Origin of the sequence: Microbacterium sp. 71-23, from assembly GCF_001897265.1 — a bacterium.
Classification (GTDB): domain Bacteria; phylum Actinomycetota; class Actinomycetes; order Actinomycetales; family Microbacteriaceae; genus Microbacterium; species Microbacterium ginsengisoli.
Genome location: NZ_MKSL01000043.1, coordinates 1 through 17,483, shown reverse-complemented (window position 1 = coordinate 17,483; position 17,483 = coordinate 1). Strand labels below are relative to the sequence as shown.

At 71.0% G+C, this 17,483-nt stretch carries 19 protein-coding genes (1 of these 19 running past the window's edge); 17 read left to right on the top strand and 2 right to left on the bottom strand.

What is annotated here, in order from left to right:
* From argS to prfA, 8 genes are all read left to right on the top strand, one after another.
* Positions 1-88 carry the 3' portion of an arginine--tRNA ligase gene (gene argS, locus BGO15_RS13340; protein WP_286748422.1) on the top strand. It extends 1,580 nt beyond the left edge of the window, so 88 of the gene's 1,668 nt are visible here — the last part of the coding sequence; the start codon falls outside the window, past its left edge; its stop codon occupies positions 86-88.
* Positions 89-95: 7 nt separating this feature from the next.
* Positions 96-911, top strand: coding sequence for an LmeA family phospholipid-binding protein (locus BGO15_RS13335; protein WP_056209514.1), 816 nt, complete (start codon positions 96-98; stop codon positions 909-911).
* Positions 912-1,036: 125 nt separating this feature from the next.
* Positions 1,037-2,446: a diaminopimelate decarboxylase gene (gene lysA / locus BGO15_RS13330; protein WP_056209512.1), complete on the top strand. Its 1,410-nt coding sequence runs from the start codon at positions 1,037-1,039 to the stop codon at positions 2,444-2,446.
* Positions 2,443-3,768 (top strand): homoserine dehydrogenase, encoded by a 1,326-nt coding sequence (locus BGO15_RS13325; protein ID WP_056209509.1) that lies wholly within the window; start codon positions 2,443-2,445, stop codon positions 3,766-3,768. The genes lysA and BGO15_RS13325 overlap by 4 nt, the downstream gene beginning before the upstream one ends.
* Before the next feature lies 1 nt (position 3,769).
* A complete protein-coding gene (thrC, locus tag BGO15_RS13320; RefSeq protein WP_056209506.1) occupies positions 3,770-4,858 on the top strand; it encodes a threonine synthase in 1,089 nt (362 codons plus the stop codon).
* Complete coding sequence (gene thrB, locus BGO15_RS13315; protein ID WP_137877572.1) at positions 4,849-5,790, top strand: homoserine kinase; 942 nt, start codon at positions 4,849-4,851, stop codon at positions 5,788-5,790. Before thrC ends, thrB begins: the two co-directional genes overlap by 10 nt.
* 165 nt (positions 5,791-5,955) lie before the next feature.
* Positions 5,956-7,881: a transcription termination factor Rho gene (rho, locus tag BGO15_RS13310; protein ID WP_286748421.1), complete on the top strand. Its 1,926-nt coding sequence runs from the start codon at positions 5,956-5,958 to the stop codon at positions 7,879-7,881.
* Between the two features lie 27 nt (positions 7,882-7,908).
* Entirely contained in the window at positions 7,909-8,985 is a 1,077-nt protein-coding gene (gene prfA, locus BGO15_RS13305; protein WP_056519551.1) for a peptide chain release factor 1, read from the top strand.
* Between the two features lie 122 nt (positions 8,986-9,107).
* Here the strand turns inward: prfA and epsC are convergent, their stop codons facing one another.
* Both epsC and cysK read right to left on the bottom strand, forming a co-directional pair.
* Entirely contained in the window at positions 9,108-9,686 is a 579-nt protein-coding gene (gene epsC, locus BGO15_RS13300; protein WP_048809322.1) for a serine O-acetyltransferase EpsC, read from the bottom strand.
* A 1-nt stretch (position 9,687) separates the two neighbouring features.
* On the bottom strand, positions 9,688-10,626 hold the full coding sequence (gene cysK / locus BGO15_RS13295; protein WP_045246667.1) for a cysteine synthase A: 939 nt from the start codon (positions 10,624-10,626) through the stop codon (positions 9,688-9,690).
* 142 nt (positions 10,627-10,768) lie between these two features.
* Between cysK and prmC the strand changes: the two genes are divergently transcribed.
* From prmC to BGO15_RS13250, 9 genes are all read left to right on the top strand, one after another.
* The gene (gene prmC / locus BGO15_RS13290; protein ID WP_056209503.1) at positions 10,769-11,686 is read left to right on the top strand and encodes a peptide chain release factor N(5)-glutamine methyltransferase; all 918 of its coding nucleotides are present in this window, start codon (positions 10,769-10,771) and stop codon (positions 11,684-11,686) included.
* Between the two features lie 34 nt (positions 11,687-11,720).
* Positions 11,721-12,395, top strand: a complete 675-nt coding sequence (locus tag BGO15_RS13285) for an L-threonylcarbamoyladenylate synthase (protein ID WP_045246668.1) — start codon at positions 11,721-11,723, stop codon at positions 12,393-12,395.
* On the top strand, positions 12,392-13,546 hold the full coding sequence (locus tag BGO15_RS13280; protein ID WP_045246669.1) for an MraY family glycosyltransferase: 1,155 nt from the start codon (positions 12,392-12,394) through the stop codon (positions 13,544-13,546). Before BGO15_RS13285 ends, BGO15_RS13280 begins: the two co-directional genes overlap by 4 nt.
* Entirely contained in the window at positions 13,543-14,034 is a 492-nt protein-coding gene (locus BGO15_RS13275; RefSeq protein WP_056209500.1) for a Cg1360 family ATP-synthase-associated protein, read from the top strand. Before BGO15_RS13280 ends, BGO15_RS13275 begins: the two co-directional genes overlap by 4 nt.
* Positions 14,035-14,179: 145 nt before the next feature.
* Positions 14,180-14,974, top strand: coding sequence for a F0F1 ATP synthase subunit A (atpB, locus tag BGO15_RS13270; RefSeq protein ID WP_082483211.1), 795 nt, complete (start codon positions 14,180-14,182; stop codon positions 14,972-14,974).
* Positions 14,975-15,016: 42 nt separating this feature from the next.
* A complete protein-coding gene (atpE, locus tag BGO15_RS13265) occupies positions 15,017-15,253 on the top strand; it encodes a F0F1 ATP synthase subunit C (RefSeq protein ID WP_045246671.1) in 237 nt (78 codons plus the stop codon).
* A gap of 29 nt (positions 15,254-15,282) precedes the next feature.
* Positions 15,283-15,834: a F0F1 ATP synthase subunit B gene (locus BGO15_RS13260; protein WP_045246672.1), complete on the top strand. Its 552-nt coding sequence runs from the start codon at positions 15,283-15,285 to the stop codon at positions 15,832-15,834.
* Positions 15,834-16,625: a F0F1 ATP synthase subunit delta gene (locus BGO15_RS13255; RefSeq protein ID WP_056209498.1), complete on the top strand. Its 792-nt coding sequence runs from the start codon at positions 15,834-15,836 to the stop codon at positions 16,623-16,625. Before BGO15_RS13260 ends, BGO15_RS13255 begins: the two co-directional genes overlap by 1 nt.
* Positions 16,626-16,685: 60 nt before the next feature.
* A partial coding sequence (locus BGO15_RS13250; protein WP_502689174.1) for a F0F1 ATP synthase subunit alpha occupies positions 16,686-17,483 on the top strand: 798 nt, incomplete at its 3' end.

Here is a 17,483-nt window from a genome sequence, read left to right as displayed (position 1 = left end):
CACCCGCCTGTGGCTCAACGACGCCACCGGCCAGGTGCTGCGCAACGGCCTCGATCTGCTGGGTGTGAGCGCCCCCGACCGCATGTGAGGCATCCGTGACCGACGACGCCCGATCGACGTTCCCGTTCGAGATCCCCGAGCAGGATGCCGCGCCGCGCCGCCGACGCCGGTGGGTCGTGTGGGTCGTCGCGATCGTCATCGTGGCGGTGCTCGCGGTGGCTGCCTGGTTCGCCGGCGACGGGATCGCCCGTGCGATCGTGACCTCGGTCATCCAGCAGCAGGTCAAGAGTCAGCTGGCGCTGCCGGCAGATCAGCAGGTCGACGTGCAGTTGTCGGGTCAGGTCATCCCCCAGCTCATCGGCGGGCGTCTCGACGAGGTGCGCGTCTCCTCGTCACAGGTGAGCGCCGGAGGGGTGACGGGCGCGGCCGACGTCACGCTGCACGGCCTCGACCTGTGGAACGATCACGCCATGACCGGCGGCGAGGGCACCATCCGCCTCGACGAGCAGCAGCTGCGCACCCTGCTCGCCGCACAGCAGGGATTCCCTGCGGAATCGGTCGGGCTCGCCGCGCCGAACGTGACGGCCTCGAGCCAGCTGTCCTTCCTCGGCGCGCAGATCCCGGTGTCGATCGCGCTCACGCCGTCCGCGAAGGACGGTGCACTCGTGCTCACCCCGGCCTCGCTCCAGATCGCGGGCGCGACGGCCACCGCCGACGACGTGCGGGCACGATTCGGGGCGTTGGCCGCGCCGCTCACCCAGTCGTGGACGATCTGCGTGGCCGGCAGCATCCCCCGTGGCATCACCCTCACGGGGGTCTCGGTCGAGGCATCCGATCTCGCGGCGACGTTCTCGATCGACGGCAGGATCCTCACCGATGCCTCGCTGCGCCAGAAGGGCTCGTGCGGCTAGCCGCCCATCCCCGGCGCTGTATGCCCGGTGCCCTAGACTCGTGCCGTCCCGTTGTGTCACCGCGCCGCACGGTGCGGGCGCGTGGGTTTCACCGCGCCGCAGCATCCGTCGATTGGTTCCCGTCCGTGTCCGCCTCGCCCGACCGCCCCACCGTGCCGACCTGGCTCGAGGTGCCGCGCGACGCCAATGACCTGGCTGAGCGTGTGTGGCCGGCGTCGGCGACACGGGATGCCGCGGGCGCGCTGCAGCTCGCGGGCGTCACCGCACCGGCGCTCGCGGCCCGCTTCGGCACCCCTCTCTACGTGATCGACGAGGACGAGGTGCGGGGCCGTGCTTCCCACACGCTCGCGGCCTTCACGGCGGCGGCCGCACGACACGGGGTGTCGGCGCGCGTCTACTACGCCGGCAAGGCGTTCCTGTCGACCGAGGTCGTGCGCTGGGTGACCCAGGAGGGTCTTGCCGTCGACGTGGCGAGCGAGGGTGAGCTCGCCGTCGCGCTCGCGGCCGGCGCGGACCCGTCCCGCATCGGCGTGCACGGCAACAACAAGTCCGTCGCGCAGCTGGAGCGCGCCGTCGCCGCGGGCGTCGGCTCGATCGTCCTCGACAGTCTCGAGGAGCTCGATCGGCTCAGCGCGATCGTCGCTCGCACCGGGGCGACCCAGCCGGTGCTCGTGCGGGTCGTGAGCGGCGTGCACGCCGAGACCCACGACTTTCTCGCGACCGCCCACGAGGACCAGAAGTTCGGCTTCGCCCTCGCCGATGCGCCGGCGGTCGTCGCCCGCATCCGTGCGACTGCGGGCCTGCAGTTCATCGGACTGCACTGCCACATCGGCTCCCAGATCTTCGGGTCGGCCGGCTTCGCCGAGTCGGCCCGCCGTCTCGTGGCCGTGCACGCCGAGCTGCTCGCCGCCGGTGCCGTGCCCGTGCTGAACCTCGGTGGCGGGTTCGGCATCGCCTACACCCGGGTCGACGTGCCGAGCCCGATCGACGAGCTCGCGGAGCAGATCGTCGACGGCGTCGCGCTGGCGTGCGCCGAGCGCGGCATCCCGATCCCCCACCTGGCCTTCGAGCCCGGACGCGCGATCGTCGGACCCGCCGGCGTCACGCTGTACACGGTCGGCACGGTCAAGCCGGTGCGGGTCTCCGACGACCTCACCCGCACCTACGTGAGCGTCGACGGCGGGATGAGCGACAACGCCCGCCCCGCGCTGTACGGCGCCCACTACTCCGCGCGACTCGCGAGCCGTGTGAGCAGCGCCGATGCGGCACTCGTACGTGTGGTGGGCATGCACTGCGAGTCCGGCGACATCGTCGTCGACGCCGAATACCTTCCCGGGGACGTCGCCGCCGACGACCTGCTGGCCGTGCCCGCGACAGGTGCCTACTGCTTCTCGCTCGCGAGCAACTACAACTACGTGCCCCGCCCGCCCGTCGTCGCCGTGCGCGGCGGCGAGGCGCGCGTGATCGTGCGCGGAGAGACCATCGATGACCTCCTGGCGCGCGATGCCGGGGTCGCCCTCGAAAGGAACGCATGACCGACTACCGACTGCTGCGCGTCGCCCTGTTGGGCGCCGGCGCGGTGGGCAGCCAGGTGGCCGCCCTGCTGCTCAAGCACGCCGACGAGCTCGCCGACCGCGCGGGCGCCCGTCTCCAGCTCGCAGGGATCGCCGTGCGCAGCCTCGACGCCCCGCGCGACACGGAGCTCCCTCGCGAGTTGTTCACGACCGACGCGGCGAGCCTCATCGCCTCGAGCGACATCGTCATCGAGCTCATCGGCGGCATCGAGCCGGCCCGTGAACACATCCTGAGCGCGATCGGCTCGGGCGCCGACGTCATCACCGCGAACAAGGCGCTGCTGGCCACGCACGGCCCCGAGATCTTCGAGGCCGCCGACCGCGTGGGCGCCTCGGTCTACTACGAGGCCGCCGCCGCCGGCGCCATCCCCATCATCCGTCCGCTGCGCGACTCGCTCGCGGGCGATCGCGTGCGACGCATCATGGGCATCGTCAACGGCACGACGAACTACATCCTCGATCGCATGGACACCGAGGGTGCCGAATTCTCCGACGTGCTCGCCGACGCGCAGCGCTTGGGATACGCCGAAGCCGACCCGACCGCCGACGTCGAGGGCTACGACGCCGCGCAGAAGGCCGCGATCCTCGCAAGCCTCGCCTTCCACACCGCCGTGCCGCTCGAGGCCGTGCACCGTGAGGGCATCACCGCCATCGACAAGGCGATCATGGATGCCGCGCGTCACGCCGGCTACGTCGTGAAGCTGCTCGCGGTGTGCGAGCGCCTCGACGGACAGGACGACAGCCCGACCGGTGAGGCGATCTCGGTGCGCGTCTACCCGGCGCTCGTTCCCCGCAGCCACCCCCTCGCGAGCGTCCACGGCGCCAACAACGCCGTGTTCGTCGAGGCCGAGGCCGCCGGCCCTCTCATGTTCTACGGCGCCGGCGCCGGCGGCGTGCAGACCGCGTCCGCCGTGCTCGGCGACGTCGTGTCGGCCGCACGCCGTCACATCGCCGGCGGTGTCGGCGTGGGGGAGTCCACGCGCGCCAACCTCCCCGTCGTCGAGGTCGGCCGCGTCGTCACCCGCTACCAGATCACGCTCGAGGTCGTCGACCAGCCGGGCGTCCTCTCCACCGTCGCCGGACTCCTCAGCGACGGCCACGTCTCGATCGCCACGGTCGAGCAGACCACCACCATCGGTGAATCGGATGCCGCGGCCACCGCGCGTCTGGTCATCGGCACGCACAAGGCCAAGGAGCAGGACCTGAGCGCCACCGTCGAACGACTCGCCGCGAGCGAGGTCGTCGCACGGGTGGTCTCGGTGCTGCGCGTCGAAGGGAACTGACATGGCACACGTCTGGCGCGGAGTCCTGCGCGAATACGCCGACCGCCTCGGGGTGACCGAGGCATCCACCGTCGTCACGCTCGGGGAAGGCGGCACGCCGCTCATCCCGGCCGCGGCGCTGTCGCAGCGCACGGGCGCCGACGTCTGGGTGAAGTTCGAGGGCATGAACCCGACCGGCTCCTTCAAGGACCGCGGCATGACCGTCGCCCTCTCCCGCGCCGTCGAGCACGGCGCGAAGGCCGTCATCTGCGCGTCGACGGGGAACACGTCCGCGTCGGCCGCGGCCTACGCGGCGCACGCCGGCATCACCGCCGCCGTGCTCGTGCCCGAGGGCAAGATCGCGATGGGCAAGCTCAGCCAGGCGGTCGCCCACGGCGGGCGCCTCATCCAGGTGCGCGGCAACTTCGACGACTGCCTCGAGATCGCCCGCGAGCTCGCAGCGCACTACCCGGTGCACCTCGTGAACTCCGTCAACCCCGACCGCATCGACGGCCAGAAGACCGCGGCCTACGAGGTCGTCTCGCAGCTCGGCGACGCCCCGGACTTCCACTTCATCCCGGTCGGCAACGCCGGAAACTACACGGCCTACACCCGCGGCTACCGTGAGGAGGCCGACCGCGGTGTCTCGACCCGCGTGCCGCGCATGTTCGGGTTCCAGGCCGAGGGCTCGGCGCCGCTCGTGCGGGGCGAGGTCGTGAAGAACCCCGAGACGGTGGCGAGCGCCATCCGCATCGGCAACCCCGCCTCCTGGGACTTCGCGATCGAGGCGCGAGAGGCCACCGACGGCTACTTCGGCGCGATCGACGACGCACGGATCCTCGCGGCGCAGAAGCTCCTCGCCGAGACGGCGGGCGTGTTCGTCGAGCCGGCCTCCGCGATCAGCGTCGCGGGCCTGCTCGACCGTGCCGAGGCGGGCGTCATCCCCGCCGGCGCGCGTGTCGTGCTCACCGTCACCGGCCACGGGCTCAAGGACCCCCAGTGGGTGCTCAAGGGCGCGGACGGCGTCGACGTGACCCCCACGGTCGTCGACGCGGCGACCAGCGAGGTCGCCTCGGTGCTCGGCCTCGCGCCCGCCGAGGCATCCGCGTGAGCGTGCCCCCGGGCCGTCGCGCCGTCGTCCGCGTGCCGGCGACGAGCGCGAACCTCGGCCCGGGCTTCGACACGCTCGGCCTCGCGCTGAGCGTCTACGACGAGGTGACGGTCACAGCCCTCGCCGACGACCGCCTCGAGATCGAGGTCACCGGCGCGGGCGCCGACGGCGTGCCGCGGGATGCCTCGCATCTCGTCGTGCGTGCGATGGCCTACGCGTTCGAGGCCGTGTCGCGCACGCTGCCCGGCATCCGGCTCGAAGCCCACAACGTCATCCCCCACGGCCGCGGCATGGGGTCCTCCGGCGCCGCGGTGGTGTCGGGCCTGCTCGCCGCGAAGGGCCTGCTCGAGGGTGACGTCGAGCTCGGCCCCGACCTGCTGCTGCGCCTCGCGACCGAGCTCGAGGGGCACCCCGACAACGTCGCGCCGGCGTTGTTCGGCGGCCTCACGATCGCCTGGGTCGACGAGCTCGGTCCGCAGCACAAGAAGCTGCTCGTGCACCGCGGCGTCTCGCCGATCGTGTTCGTGCCCGAGTTCACCATGTCGACGTCCGTGGCGCGCTCCCTGCAGCCGCTGCAGGTGTCGCGCGAGGACGCGGTGTTCAACGTGTCCCGCTCGGCGCTGCTGATCGCCGCTCTGACCCAGAGCCCCGAGCTGCTGATGGCCGCCACCGAGGACAAGCTGCACCAGAACTACCGGGCCGCAGCGATGCCGGAGACCGATCTCCTCGTGCGCGAGCTGCGCGCGGCGGGGTTCCCCGCCGTCGTGTCGGGGGCGGGCCCGAGCGTGCTCGTGCTCGCCGACGGCCCGGGCCGTCGCCTCGAGGCGGCGGCCCTCGCCGCGACGCGCACCGAAACGCCGTGGGAGGCGCTCATGCTGGCCGTCGATGTGAGGGGTGGTACAGTGAACACCGACGCGGAGGGTGCCTCGTAACGTCGTTTACACGGCCTCCGTCGCAATCTGCGAAACCGCGCGATCCCTGAAATCCGATTTCCGAGCCACGCTCGATCGGTCCCGAGGATCCTCTTCGGGTGGGCGGATGTCTCTCTGTCGATGTCCGTAGTCGTCGCGCGCCCCATCCTCTACAAGGGAGTACTCGTGGAGTCCATCTCCGAGATCCAGACCGAAGACAACACCACCCCGGCCGACGCGGCGCTGCCGTTCGAGGGCCCCGACATCGAGGTGCCGAGCGACCAGCCGGCGCCGGCCGATGCCACCCCCGCGGCCGCCGACGCGCCCGCTGCCGAGGCCGACGCACCCGCGCGCAAGACGGCCCGTAAGCCCGCCCGCCGCCGCGTCTCGGCACTCGCCGCCGACCTCGGCGTCGACGCCAAGACCGTCATCGCTCGCGCCGCCGAGCTCGGTGCGAGCCTGAAGAGCGCGCAGTCGGCCGTCGACGACGACCTCGCTGCGCAGCTCACCGCATCCTTCGCCGAGCCCGCTGACGCCGCCGCGGTCGAGCCGGCAGCGATCGACACCGTCGAGGGTGACCTGGCCACCGAGGGGGATGCCGCGGCATCCGCCGCCGACGAGGCGCCGGCCGACGCCGCCGCGGCCGGTGAGACCGAGGGCGCCGAGCAGGCCGACGGCGAGCCCGCCGAGGGCGAGCAGCCCACCGGCAGTCGTCGCAGCCGTAGCCGCAACCGGAACCGCAACCGCAACCGCAACGCCAACGGCGGCGAGCAGGGCCAGGCGCCCGCCGCGAGCGAGTCCTCGGACGACGCGCAGGCCGCCCCAGCGATCGCCGGCGGCGCGCAGACCCCTGCCCAGAGCCGCAACCGTCAGCGCAACAAGCGCCGCGGTCAGGGCCAGACCGGTGACGAGTTCGAGACCGAGATCGGCGAAGACGACGTGCTGCTGCCGATCGCCGGCATCCTCGACGTGCTCGACAACTACGCCTTCGTGCGCACGACCGGCTACCTTCCCGGCCCGAGCGACGTCTACGTCTCGCTCGGTCAGGTCAAGAAGTACAACCTGCGCAAGGGTGACGCGATCGTCGGCGCGATCAAGCAGCCGCGCGAGAACGAGGCACCCAGCCGCCAGAAGTACAACGCCCTCGTCAAGGTGGACTCGGTCAACGGCCTCGCCCCCGACGACGCCGAGAACCGCGTCGAGTTCGGCAAGCTCACCCCGCTCTATCCGCAGGAGCGCCTGCGTCTCGAGACGGCGCCGGAGAAGCTCACGCAGCGCATCATCGACCTGGTCGCCCCCATCGGCAAGGGTCAGCGCGGCCTGATCGTCGCGCCCCCGAAGGCGGGCAAGACGATCGTGCTGCAGCAGATCGCGAACGCGATCGCGACCAACAACCCCGAGGTCCACCTCATGGTCGTGCTCGTCGACGAGCGGCCCGAAGAGGTCACCGACATGCAGCGGACGGTCCGCGGCGAGGTCATCGCCTCGACCTTCGACCGTCCCGCCGAAGACCACACCACCGTCGCCGAGCTCGCCATCGAGCGCGCCAAGCGCCTCGTCGAGCTCGGTCGCGACGTCGTCGTTCTGCTCGACTCGATCACCCGTCTCGGCCGCGCCTACAACGTCTCAGCGCCCACGAGCGGCCGCGTGCTCTCGGGCGGTGTGGACGCCTCGGCGCTGTACCCGCCCAAGCGCTTCTTCGGCGCCGCGCGCAACATCGAGAACGGCGGCTCGCTGACGATCCTCGCGACGGCGCTCGTCGAGACCGGCTCCAAGATGGACGACGTCATCTTCGAGGAGTTCAAGGGCACCGGCAACAGCGAGCTGCGCCTCTCGCGCCAGCTCGCCGACAAGCGCATCTTCCCGGCCGTCGACGTCAACGCGTCGAGCACGCGCCGCGAGGAGATGCTGCTGTCGGCCGACGAGGTCAAGATCACGTGGAAGCTGCGCCGCGCACTCGCCGGCCTCGACGCCCAGCAGGCGCTCGAGGTCGTGCTCGGCAAGCTCAAGGAGACGCAGTCGAACGTCGAGTTCCTCGTGCAGATGCAGAAGTCGATCCCGGCGCCCGCCGGTGGCGGCCACTCGCACGGACACGAGAACAACATCCGCTGATCCGGGTTCGCCGTGGCTGAACCCGCGATGTTCGACTCGGCCCGCCAGCTGATCGACGAGCACAAGGCCGTCCAGGAGGAGCTCTCCGACCCGGCCGTGCACGCCGATGCGGCGCGCGCGAAGCGCGTCAACCGGCGCTACGCCGAGCTGTCGAAGATCGTGCACGCCTACGAGGCGTGGGGCGCGGCATCCGATGATCTGGATGCCGCGCGCGAGCTCGCCCGCGAGGACGACGCCTTCGCGGCGGAGGTCCCGGCGCTGCAGGAGCGCCTGGCGACCCTGCAGGAGCGCCTGCGACGCCTGCTGATTCCGCGTGATCCCGACGATGCGCGCGACGTGATCATGGAGATCAAGCAGGGCGAGGGCGGCGCGGAGAGCGCGCTGTTCGCCGCCGATCTGCTGCGTATGTACCTGCAGTACGCCGCCTCGATGGGGTGGAAGACCGAACTGCTCGAGCGCAACGAGTCCGACCTCGGCGGTTACAAGGACGTGCAGGTCGCGATCAAGGGCGCGCCCGGCGACCCGTCGCAGGGCGTGTGGGCGCATCTGAAGTACGAGGGCGGGGTGCACCGCGTCCAGCGGGTTCCCGCGACCGAGTCACAGGGACGCATCCACACCTCGACGACGGGGGTGCTGGTGTTCCCCGAGGTCGACGAGCCCGAAGAGATCCACATCGACGCGAACGACCTGAAGATCGACGTCTTCCGGTCGTCGGGGCCGGGGGGTCAGTCGGTGAACACGACCGACTCCGCGGTACGCATCACCCACCTCCCGACGGGCATCGTCGTCTCGATGCAGAACGAGAAGAGCCAGCTGCAGAACCGCGAGGCGGGAATGCGCGTGCTGCGCGCACGCCTGCTCGCCCAGCAGCAGGAGGAGCTTGCGGCGGCCGCCTCCGACGCGCGTCGATCGCAGATCCGCGGCATGGACCGCTCGGAGCGCATCCGCACGTACAACTTCCCCGAGAACCGCATCGCCGACCACCGCACCGGCTACAAGGCGTACAACCTCGACCAGGTGATGGACGGCGCCCTCGCGCCGGTCATCGACGCGTGCATCGCCGCGGACGAGGAAGAGCGTCTCGCGGCCCTCGCCGCGGACTGATCACCGACCGCGCCGACCGCGCCCGCTGCGCACCCATGCGCACCTCGCGCCGTGCGCGGTCACGCCGCGCTCCACCTCGGGCCGCGTCATCCGCGACCTCGTCGCCGTCCCCGCGGGCCGTGTCAGATGTGGTACTCGGGCGTCGTCAGGATGCTGCGCGTGTCGTCGCCGTCGCGGCGCGGGCGCGCCTTGGCGGGAATGCCGACGATCACGGAGTCGTCGGGCGCGTCGCGCGTCACGACGGCGTTCGCGCCGATCACGGATCCCGCACCGATGCGCACCGGCCCGAGCACCTTCGCGCCCGCGCCGATCGCCACTCCGTCGCCGATCGTGGGGTGGCGCTTGCCGGCGTCGCGCGTGCGACCGCCGAGGGTGACCCCGTGGTAGAGCAGCACGTCGTCGCCGACCTCGGCCGTCTCGCCGATGACGACGCCCATGCCGTGGTCGATGAACAGGCGCCGGCCGATCGTGGCGCCCGGGTGGATCTCGATGCCGGTGAGCCAGCGGGTCAGCTGCGAGCCGGCGCGGGCGAGGAAGCGCACCCGGCGCACCCACAGCGCATGCCACACGCGGTGCGACCACACCGCGTGCAGCCCGGGATAGAGCAGCGCGATCTCGAGGGAGGAGCGGGCGGCGGGGTCGCGGAGGCGGGCGGCCGCGAGATCCTCCCGCAGCCGCCGCAGCATCCCGCCGCCCGTCATCTCACTCCTCGCGCAGGTGCTCGTAGAGCGCGGTCGAGAGGTAGCGCTCGCCGTTGGACGGGATGATCACGACGATGTTCTTGCCGGCGGCCTCGGGGCGCGCAGCGATCTGCTGGGCGGCCCAGAGCGCCGCACCCGACGACATGCCGACGAGGATGCCCTCGCGGGCACCGGCCTCGCGGGCGACACGGATCGCATCGTCGAACTCGACGTCGATGACCTCGTCGATGATCTCGCGGTTGAGGATCGCGGGCACGAAGTTCGGGCCGATGCCCTGGATCTTGTGCGGTCCCGGGTGGCCCTTGGTGAGGATGGGGGAGTCGGCCGGCTCGACGGCGATGACCTTCGCACCGGGCACGCGTTCCTTGAGCACCTCGCCGACGCCGGTGATGGTGCCGCCGGTGCCGATGCCGGCGACGAAGTAGTCGACCTGGCCGTCGGTGTCGCGCAGGATCTCCTCCGCGGTGGTCTTGCGGTGGATCGCGGGGTTCGCCTCGTTCTCGAACTGGCGGGCCCACACGGCACCGGGGGTCTCGGCGACGATGCGCTTGGCCTCTTCGACGGCGAACGACATGCCCTTGGTGGGGTCGGTGAGCACGAGCTCGGCGCCGAACGCCTTGAGCAGCAGGCGGCGCTCCTTCGACATCGACGCCGGCATCGTGATGATGACGCGGTAGCCGCGGGCGGCGCCGACCATGGCGAGGGCGATGCCGGTGTTGCCGCTCGTGGACTCGACGATCGTTCCTCCGGGCGTGAGCTCGCCGGAGGCCTCCGCGGCGTCGACGATCGCGATACCGAGGCGGTCCTTCACGCTGGATGCGGGGTTGTAGAACTCGAGCTTGCCGAGGATGTGGCCGCCGAGGCCTTCGCCGATGCGGCTGAACCGCACGAGCGGCGTGTTGCCGAACGCGCTGGTGATGTCGTCGTGGATCGCGGGCATGTCGGGGCTGCCTTCTCTCGCTGGTTCCCTGTCGTCGCGCGTCTATGCGCGCACCGCGCCCAGCCTATGCGAGCGGATGCGATGAGGAGGCTGTGTGACGGGAGCCGGGTCGGCGGTGCGGCCGATAAACTGGGCGGCGCCCATGCCCGAGACCGCACCGCACCCCGGCGATCTGCCCGACGTCGTCGCGCCCGAGCGTCCTGAGACGCTCGCCGACGCGCTGCGCGCCGCTGCGGCGACCCTCGCGCGTGCGGGAGTGGCAGACGCGACCGTCGACGCCGAGCTGCTCGCGGCACACGTGCGCGGCGGCGGGCGCGGCGAGGTGCAGGCGGCAGCGCTGCGCGGCGACGCGATCTCCGAACCGGATGCCGCGTCCCTCGCGTCCCTCGTCGAGCGCCGCGCTGCGCGCGAGCCGCTGCAGCACATCACCGGGCGCGCGCCGTTCCGTCACCTGGAGCTGAGGGTCGGCCCGGGGGTGTTCGTGCCCCGCCCCGAGACCGAGCTGCTCGCGCAGATTGCGATCGATGCGCTGCGCGCCGCGGCATCCCCTTCGCCGATCGCCGTCGATCTCGGCACCGGATCCGGTGCCATCGCCCTGTCGCTGGCGACCGAGGTGCCGCATGCGCGGGTGCACGCGGCCGAGAACTCCGTCGACGCCTTCGTGTGGACGAAGGAGAACTTCGCCGAGGTTGGCGCCGAGAACGCACGTCTCGCGTTCATCGACCTGGCCGTCGCGTTCCCCGAGCTCGACGGCACCGTCTCGGTGCTCGTGTCGAACCCTCCCTACGTGCCGGATGCCGCGACCCCCCGCGACCCCGAGGTGCGGCTGTTCGATCCGCCCGCGGCCCTCTACGGAGGCGAGGACGGCCTCGACGTCGTGCGCACCCTCGCGCATGTCGGGCTGCGACTCGTGCACTCCGGCGGACTCATCGCCATCGAGCACGGCGAGCTGCAGGGAGCGGGCGTGAGGGAAGCGCTCGCCGACGCCGGCTGGCGCTCCGCAGCGACCCACCGCGACCTGACGCTGCGCGACCGGGTCACCACGGCGCTGCGGCCCTGACCGCCCAGCCGGGCCGAACTAGACTGGCCCGGTCATGTCTTCCCTCTTCGATTGCCGCGACGAGGCCGAGCTTCTCGCGGGCATGCGTCAGGCGCGCCAGGCCATCGGTCGCGGCGAGCTCATCGTCCTCCCCACCGACACCGTCTACGGCGTGGCCGCCGACGCGTTCTCCCCGGCTGCCGTCGCGCGTCTGCTGGCGGCGAAGGGCCGTGGCCGTCAGCAGCCCCCGCCTGTGCTCGTGCCCGGCGTGAACACGCTGCGGGCGCTCGTGAGCGAGGTGCCCGAGCCCATCGACCGCCTCATCGGCTCGCACTGGCCCGGCGGGCTCACGATCGTGCTGCCGGCCCAGCCCTCGCTCGCCTGGGACCTCGGTGACACCCGCGGCACCGTGGCCGTGCGCATGCCCGCCCACCGTCTGGCGATCGAGCTGCTGGAGGAGACCGGACCGCTCGCGGTCTCGAGCGCCAACCTGACCGGCGCCCCGGCCGCGATCGTCGCGAAGGAGGCGGAGCGGATGCTGCGCGACAGCGTCGCCGTCTATCTCGATGACGGCCCGGCCACCGCGGGCTTCGCCTCGACGATCATCGACGCCACCGGGCTCTGCGCCGGTCGTCAGGGAACCGTGCGCGTCCTGCGCGACGGGGTCGTGTCCCGCGCCGAACTGCGCTCCGTGCTGGGCGACGCGCTCGAACCAGACCCGGGGACGTGAAGCAGTACCTGTTCACCGCGCTGGTCACCGCGGTGCTCACGTTCGTGCTCGCCGGGGCGGTGTGGCGCCTCGCGCTGCGCTTCAAGCTCTACCCGGCCATCCGCGAACGCGACGTGCACACGCGGCCGACGCCGCGCCTGGGGGGCATCGCCATGTTCCTCGGCATCGTCGTGGCCTTCGGATTCACCGCGCAGAACGACTTCTTCCACCGTGTGTGGATCGACCCGCAGCCGGTCCTCGCGATCCTCGCCGCGACCGTGCTCATCGTCGCTGTCGGCATCGCCGACGACCTGTGGGACCTCGACTGGATGATCAAGCTCGCGGCGCAGGTCGGCGCGGCCGCGATCATCGCGTGGTTCGGGGGCATCCAGATCTACTCGCTCCCCGTCGGCGGCCTCACGGTGGGGTCGAGCTGGATGAGCGTCGTCCTCACGATCCTGTCGATCGTGGTGGTCATGAACGCGGTCAACTTCATCGACGGGCTCGACGGCCTCGTCGCCGGCGTCGCGCTCATCGCGAACGGCGTCTTCTTCGCGTGGTCCTACCTTCTGGTGCGCGACACCGGCCAGAGCACGTACTCGAACCTCGCCTCCCTCATCGCCGTCGTGCTCGTCGGCGCGTGCGTCGGGTTCCTCCCGTGGAACTGGAGCCCCGCGAAGATGTTCATGGGCGACTCCGGCGCGCTCATGCTGGGACTCCTCATGGCCACCAGCGGCATCGCCGTCACGGGTCAGCTCAACCCCGCGACGCTCGACCCCGAGACCCTCGGACGCTCGCAGCTGCTCGGTGCCTTCATCCCGGTGCTGCTCCCGGTGGCCGTCGTCATCCTGCCGCTGCTCGACTTCGGTCTCGCCGTGATCCGGCGCACGGGGGCGGGGCGCTCGCCCTTCTCGCCCGACCGCAAGCACCTGCACCACCGGCTGCTCGACCTCGGTCACTCCGACCGCTCGGCCGTGCTGATCTTCTACGCATGGGCCGCCATCGTCGGGCTCGCCGTGCTGCTCATGTACATCGCCACCCGTGAGAACTGGCCCGGCCAGTACTGGATCGGCGTGGGCTTCGGCGTCCTCGGTGGCGCGGCCTGCGTGATCGTCACCGCCCTGCCGTCCCGGCGCCGCCGCCCCGACCCCCGAGCGAAAGACCCCGCATGATGTCGTCTCCCGTTTCCAGCACTCCCGTCCTGCGGGCCACGCTCCAGTGGTCGGCATGGGCCGCCCTCGCGCTCGCGATCATCGCGGGCGTGGCCGGGTTCATCGCCGCCGGCCCCTCCGGCCTCGTCAGCGGGCTGGCCGGTGTCGTCGTCGGCGCGGTGTTCCTCTCGATCACCTCGGGCAGCATCCTCATCGCGAACCGCTGGTTCGGCGACGCGCTCTACGTGCCGATCTTCTTCGCGATCGTGCTGGGCGGCTGGCTGCTGAAGATCGTGCTGTTCGTGGTCGCGATGCTCGTGCTGCGGGGGCAGCCGTGGATCGCTCCGCAGGTCTTCTTCCTCGCGCTGGTCGCGGCTGTGATCGGGTCCCTCGTCGTCGACGTGGTCGTGCTGGCGAGGATGCGGCTGCCTCATGTCAGCGACACGACGCTCCCGACCGACCCGGAAGCGGGGGAGCGCAAGGACCCGCAACCTCCGAGCGGCATCTGAACCCCCAGCGGTTTGATAAGGTTGGACACGCACCCGACCGCGAGCGCCTGAGTGCCGGCCCTGGGGTGCACCCCGACCCATCGTCGTACCGATTTCTTTCGGTGCCCCGGAGCTGGAGCCTGTGCTGTTTCATCACGCTGCGACTGTGATCGCGAATGCCGAGTCCACGGGCGACGGTGGTTTCCACGCCCCCTCCATCGGAGAGTTCTTCCCTGACGCCGTGCTGTTCGCGGGAACGCCGTTCGCGCTGACGCGGATCAACCTGATCCAGATCCTGGCGACCGTCGTGCTGATCACGCTCTTCCTGGTCGCCACCCGTCGCATGCGCCTGGTGCCGACGCGGTTCCAGAGCGTCGCCGAACTCGGTCTCGACTTCGTGCGCAACGGCATCGCCCACGACCTGCTCGGCAAGAAGGACGGCAACCGCTTCCTGCCGATCCTGACCACCATCTTCTTCATGGTGCTGTTCATGAACCTCACGGGCGTCGTGCCGTTCCTGAACATCGCCGGCACGAGCATCATCGCGGTGCCGCTGCTGCTCGCGATCGTCTCCTACATCACGTTCATCTACGCCGGTGTCAAGAAGAGCCCGAAGAACTTCTTCAAGAACGCGCTGCTCCCGTCGGGCGTGCCGTGGCCGCTCTACTTCATCATCGTCCCGCTCGAGTTCCTCTCGACCTTCATCATCCGCCCGGTGACGCTCACCCTCCGTCTGCTGATGAACATGATCGTCGGGCACCTGATGCTGGTGCTCTTCTTCTCGGCCACCTGGTTCTTCACGGTCGAGCTCAGCGGCTGGTGGACGGCCCTCGGTCTCGGCACCCTGGCCTTCGGCTTCGTCTTCACCCTCTTCGAACTCTTCGTCGCCTTCCTCCAGGCGTACGTCTTCACGATCCTCACCGCGGTCTACATCCAGCTCGCGGTCGCGGAAGAGCACTGATCCGGTCGGCATCCGCCGCCCACAACCGAAAGGAATAACCCCGTGGACGCAACTACGGTTCTCGCCGACGTCTCCGGTTCGCTCGCGACGGTCGGCTACGGTCTCGCCGCCATCGGCCCCGCCATCGGCGTGGGCATCGTGGTCGGCAAGACCATCGAGGGCGTCGCCCGCCAGCCCGAGCTCGCGGGCCGCCTCCAGGTGCTGATGTTCATCGGTATCGCCTTCACCGAGGCCCTCGCGTTCATCGGTATCGCGACCGGCTTCATCTTCGGCTTCTGATCGCGAACGACTTCAAGTAAGGAGACAGGATGCTTCCCGCTCTTGTCACCCGCGCCGCCACGGAGGCGGGGCAGAACCCGCTGCTGCCCGCGGTCTACGACATCGTGTGGTCCGCGGTCTGCTTCGTCGTCATCCTCCTGGTGTTCTGGCGTGTGATCCTGCCGCGCATGCAGAAGCTGCTCGACGAGCGCTCTGCGGCGATCGAGGGCAACATCGCGAAGGCCGACGAGGCCCAGCGCCAGGCCGAGGCCGCGCTCGAGGAGTACACCGCGCAGCTCGCCGCCGCCCGCAAGGAGGCCGGTGAGATCCGCGAGTCCGCCCGCGAGGAGGGCAAGCAGATCGTCGCCGAGGCGAAGGATGCCGCGACCTCCGAGGCCGCGCGCGTCACCGCACAGGCCCACGCGCAGATCGAGGCCGAGCGCCAGGCGGCCCTCGTCTCCCTCCGGGGTGAGGTCGGTGCGCTCGCGCTCGATCTCGCCGGCGGCGTGATCGGCGAGAAGCTGAAGGACGACGCGTCCGCGCAGGGCGTCGTCGACCGCTTCCTCGCCGACCTCGAGGCATCCGAGAAGGCGACGAAGTAATGGGCGCCGCGACCACTCACGCACAGGAGGCCGCGAACGCGGCACTGTCGACGACGGCGGGTGTCGACCTCACGGTCGCCACCGAGCTGTTCCAGGCAGCGCGCGCGCTCGCGCACCGACCGACCCTTGCCGGCGCACTCGCCGACTGGGCGGCGACCCCGGAGTCGCGCGCGAAGGTGGTCGAGGACGTCTTCGGCGCCGCCGTGTCGCCCGTCACCCGTCAGGTGCTCGCGGCCGCAGCCGTCGAGCGCTGGTCGTCGGCGCACGACTTCGTGTTCGGCGTGGAGGAACTGGCCGTTCGTGCCGCCTCCAAAGCCGCGCCGTCCGCCGACGTCGAGGGTGAGCTGTTCCGGGTGTCGCGCACGATCGCCGACAACCCGCAGCTCGAGCTCGCGCTCGGCAGCCGGCTCGGCGACGCCGAGGCGAAGGGCGTGCTCGTCGAGACGCTTCTCGGCGGACGTGCGTCCGAGGCGACGACGCTGATCGTGTCGTCGCTGGTGCGCCAGCCGGGCGAGCGCCGGGTACGCGAGGTTCTCTCGCGCGCCATGCGCGTGGTCGCCGCGGAACGCGAGCGCACCGTCGCGACGGTCGTGAGCGCTGTGGCGCTGACCGACGCGCAGACCGAGCGACTGGGCGCGGCGCTGGCTGCGCGTTACGGCACGCAGGTCTCGATCAACACGGTCATCGACGAGTCGATCGTCGGCGGCCTGCGCATCCAGATCGCGAACGACGTGATCGACGCGAGCGTGTCCACCCGTCTGGCGGATCTCCGCCACCGACTGGCGGGCTAACGGGACCTCCCTCCCGACGATGAGACTTCGGGGCGATGGCCCCATGAACGAAGGAAGACAATGGCAGAACTCTCCATCAGCCCCGACGTCATCCGTGACGCGCTGAAAGACTTCGTCGCAGCGTACGAGCCCACGGGGGCCGCGGCCACCGAGGTCGGCACCGTCATCGACGCGGCCGACGGCATCGCCCACGTCGAGGGCCTGCCGGGCGTGATGGCCAACGAGCTCGTCACGTTCGCCGATGGCACGCAGGGCCTCGCCCTGAACCTCGACGAGCACGAGGTCGGTGTCGTGGTGCTCGGCGAGTTCGCCGGCATCGAGGCGGGCCAGGAGGTCACCCGCACGGGCGAGGTGCTCTCGGTCGCCGTCGGCGACGGCTACCTCGGTCGTGTGGTCGACCCGCTCGGCAACCCGATCGACGGTCTCGGTGAGATCGCGACCGAGGGCCGTCGCGCGCTCGAACTGCAGGCTCCCGGCGTCATGCAGCGCAAGAGCGTGCACGAGCCGATGCAGACCGGCATCAAGGCGATCGACGCGATGATCCCGATCGGGCGCGGTCAGCGCCAGCTGATCATCGGCGACCGCCAGACCGGCAAGACGGCGATCGCGATCGACACGATCATCAACCAGAAGGCGAACTGGGAGTCGGGCGACCCGACCAAGCAGGTGCGCTGCATCTACGTCGCCATCGGCCAGAAGGGCTCCACGATCGCGGCCGTCAAGGGTGCGCTCGAGGACGCCGGTGCGCTGGAGTACACGACCATCGTCGCGGCCCCCGCGTCCGACCCGGCCGGCTTCAAGTACCTCGCTCCCTACACCGGCTCGGCCATCGGCCAGCACTGGATGTACGGCGGCAAG

Excerpts from the sequence above, each read along its gene's own strand:
- BGO15_RS13325 (WP_056209509.1), top strand. The coding sequence starts at position 2,443 with ATGACCGACTACCGACTGCTGCGCGTCGCCCTGTTGGGCGCCGGCGCG.
- thrC (WP_056209506.1), top strand. The coding sequence starts at position 3,770 with ATGGCACACGTCTGGCGCGGAGTCCTGCGCGAATACGCCGACCGCCTC.
- prfA (WP_056519551.1), top strand. The coding sequence starts at position 7,909 with ATGTTCGACTCGGCCCGCCAGCTGATCGACGAGCACAAGGCCGTCCAG.
- epsC (WP_048809322.1), bottom strand. The coding sequence starts at position 9,686 with ATGACGGGCGGCGGGATGCTGCGGCGGCTGCGGGAGGATCTCGCGGCC.
- cysK (WP_045246667.1), bottom strand. The coding sequence starts at position 10,626 with ATGCCCGCGATCCACGACGACATCACCAGCGCGTTCGGCAACACGCCG.
- prmC (WP_056209503.1), top strand. The coding sequence starts at position 10,769 with ATGCCCGAGACCGCACCGCACCCCGGCGATCTGCCCGACGTCGTCGCG.
- BGO15_RS13285 (WP_045246668.1), top strand. The coding sequence starts at position 11,721 with ATGTCTTCCCTCTTCGATTGCCGCGACGAGGCCGAGCTTCTCGCGGGC.
- BGO15_RS13275 (WP_056209500.1), top strand. The coding sequence starts at position 13,543 with ATGATGTCGTCTCCCGTTTCCAGCACTCCCGTCCTGCGGGCCACGCTC.
- BGO15_RS13260 (WP_045246672.1), top strand. The coding sequence starts at position 15,283 with ATGCTTCCCGCTCTTGTCACCCGCGCCGCCACGGAGGCGGGGCAGAAC.
- BGO15_RS13255 (WP_056209498.1), top strand. The coding sequence starts at position 15,834 with ATGGGCGCCGCGACCACTCACGCACAGGAGGCCGCGAACGCGGCACTG.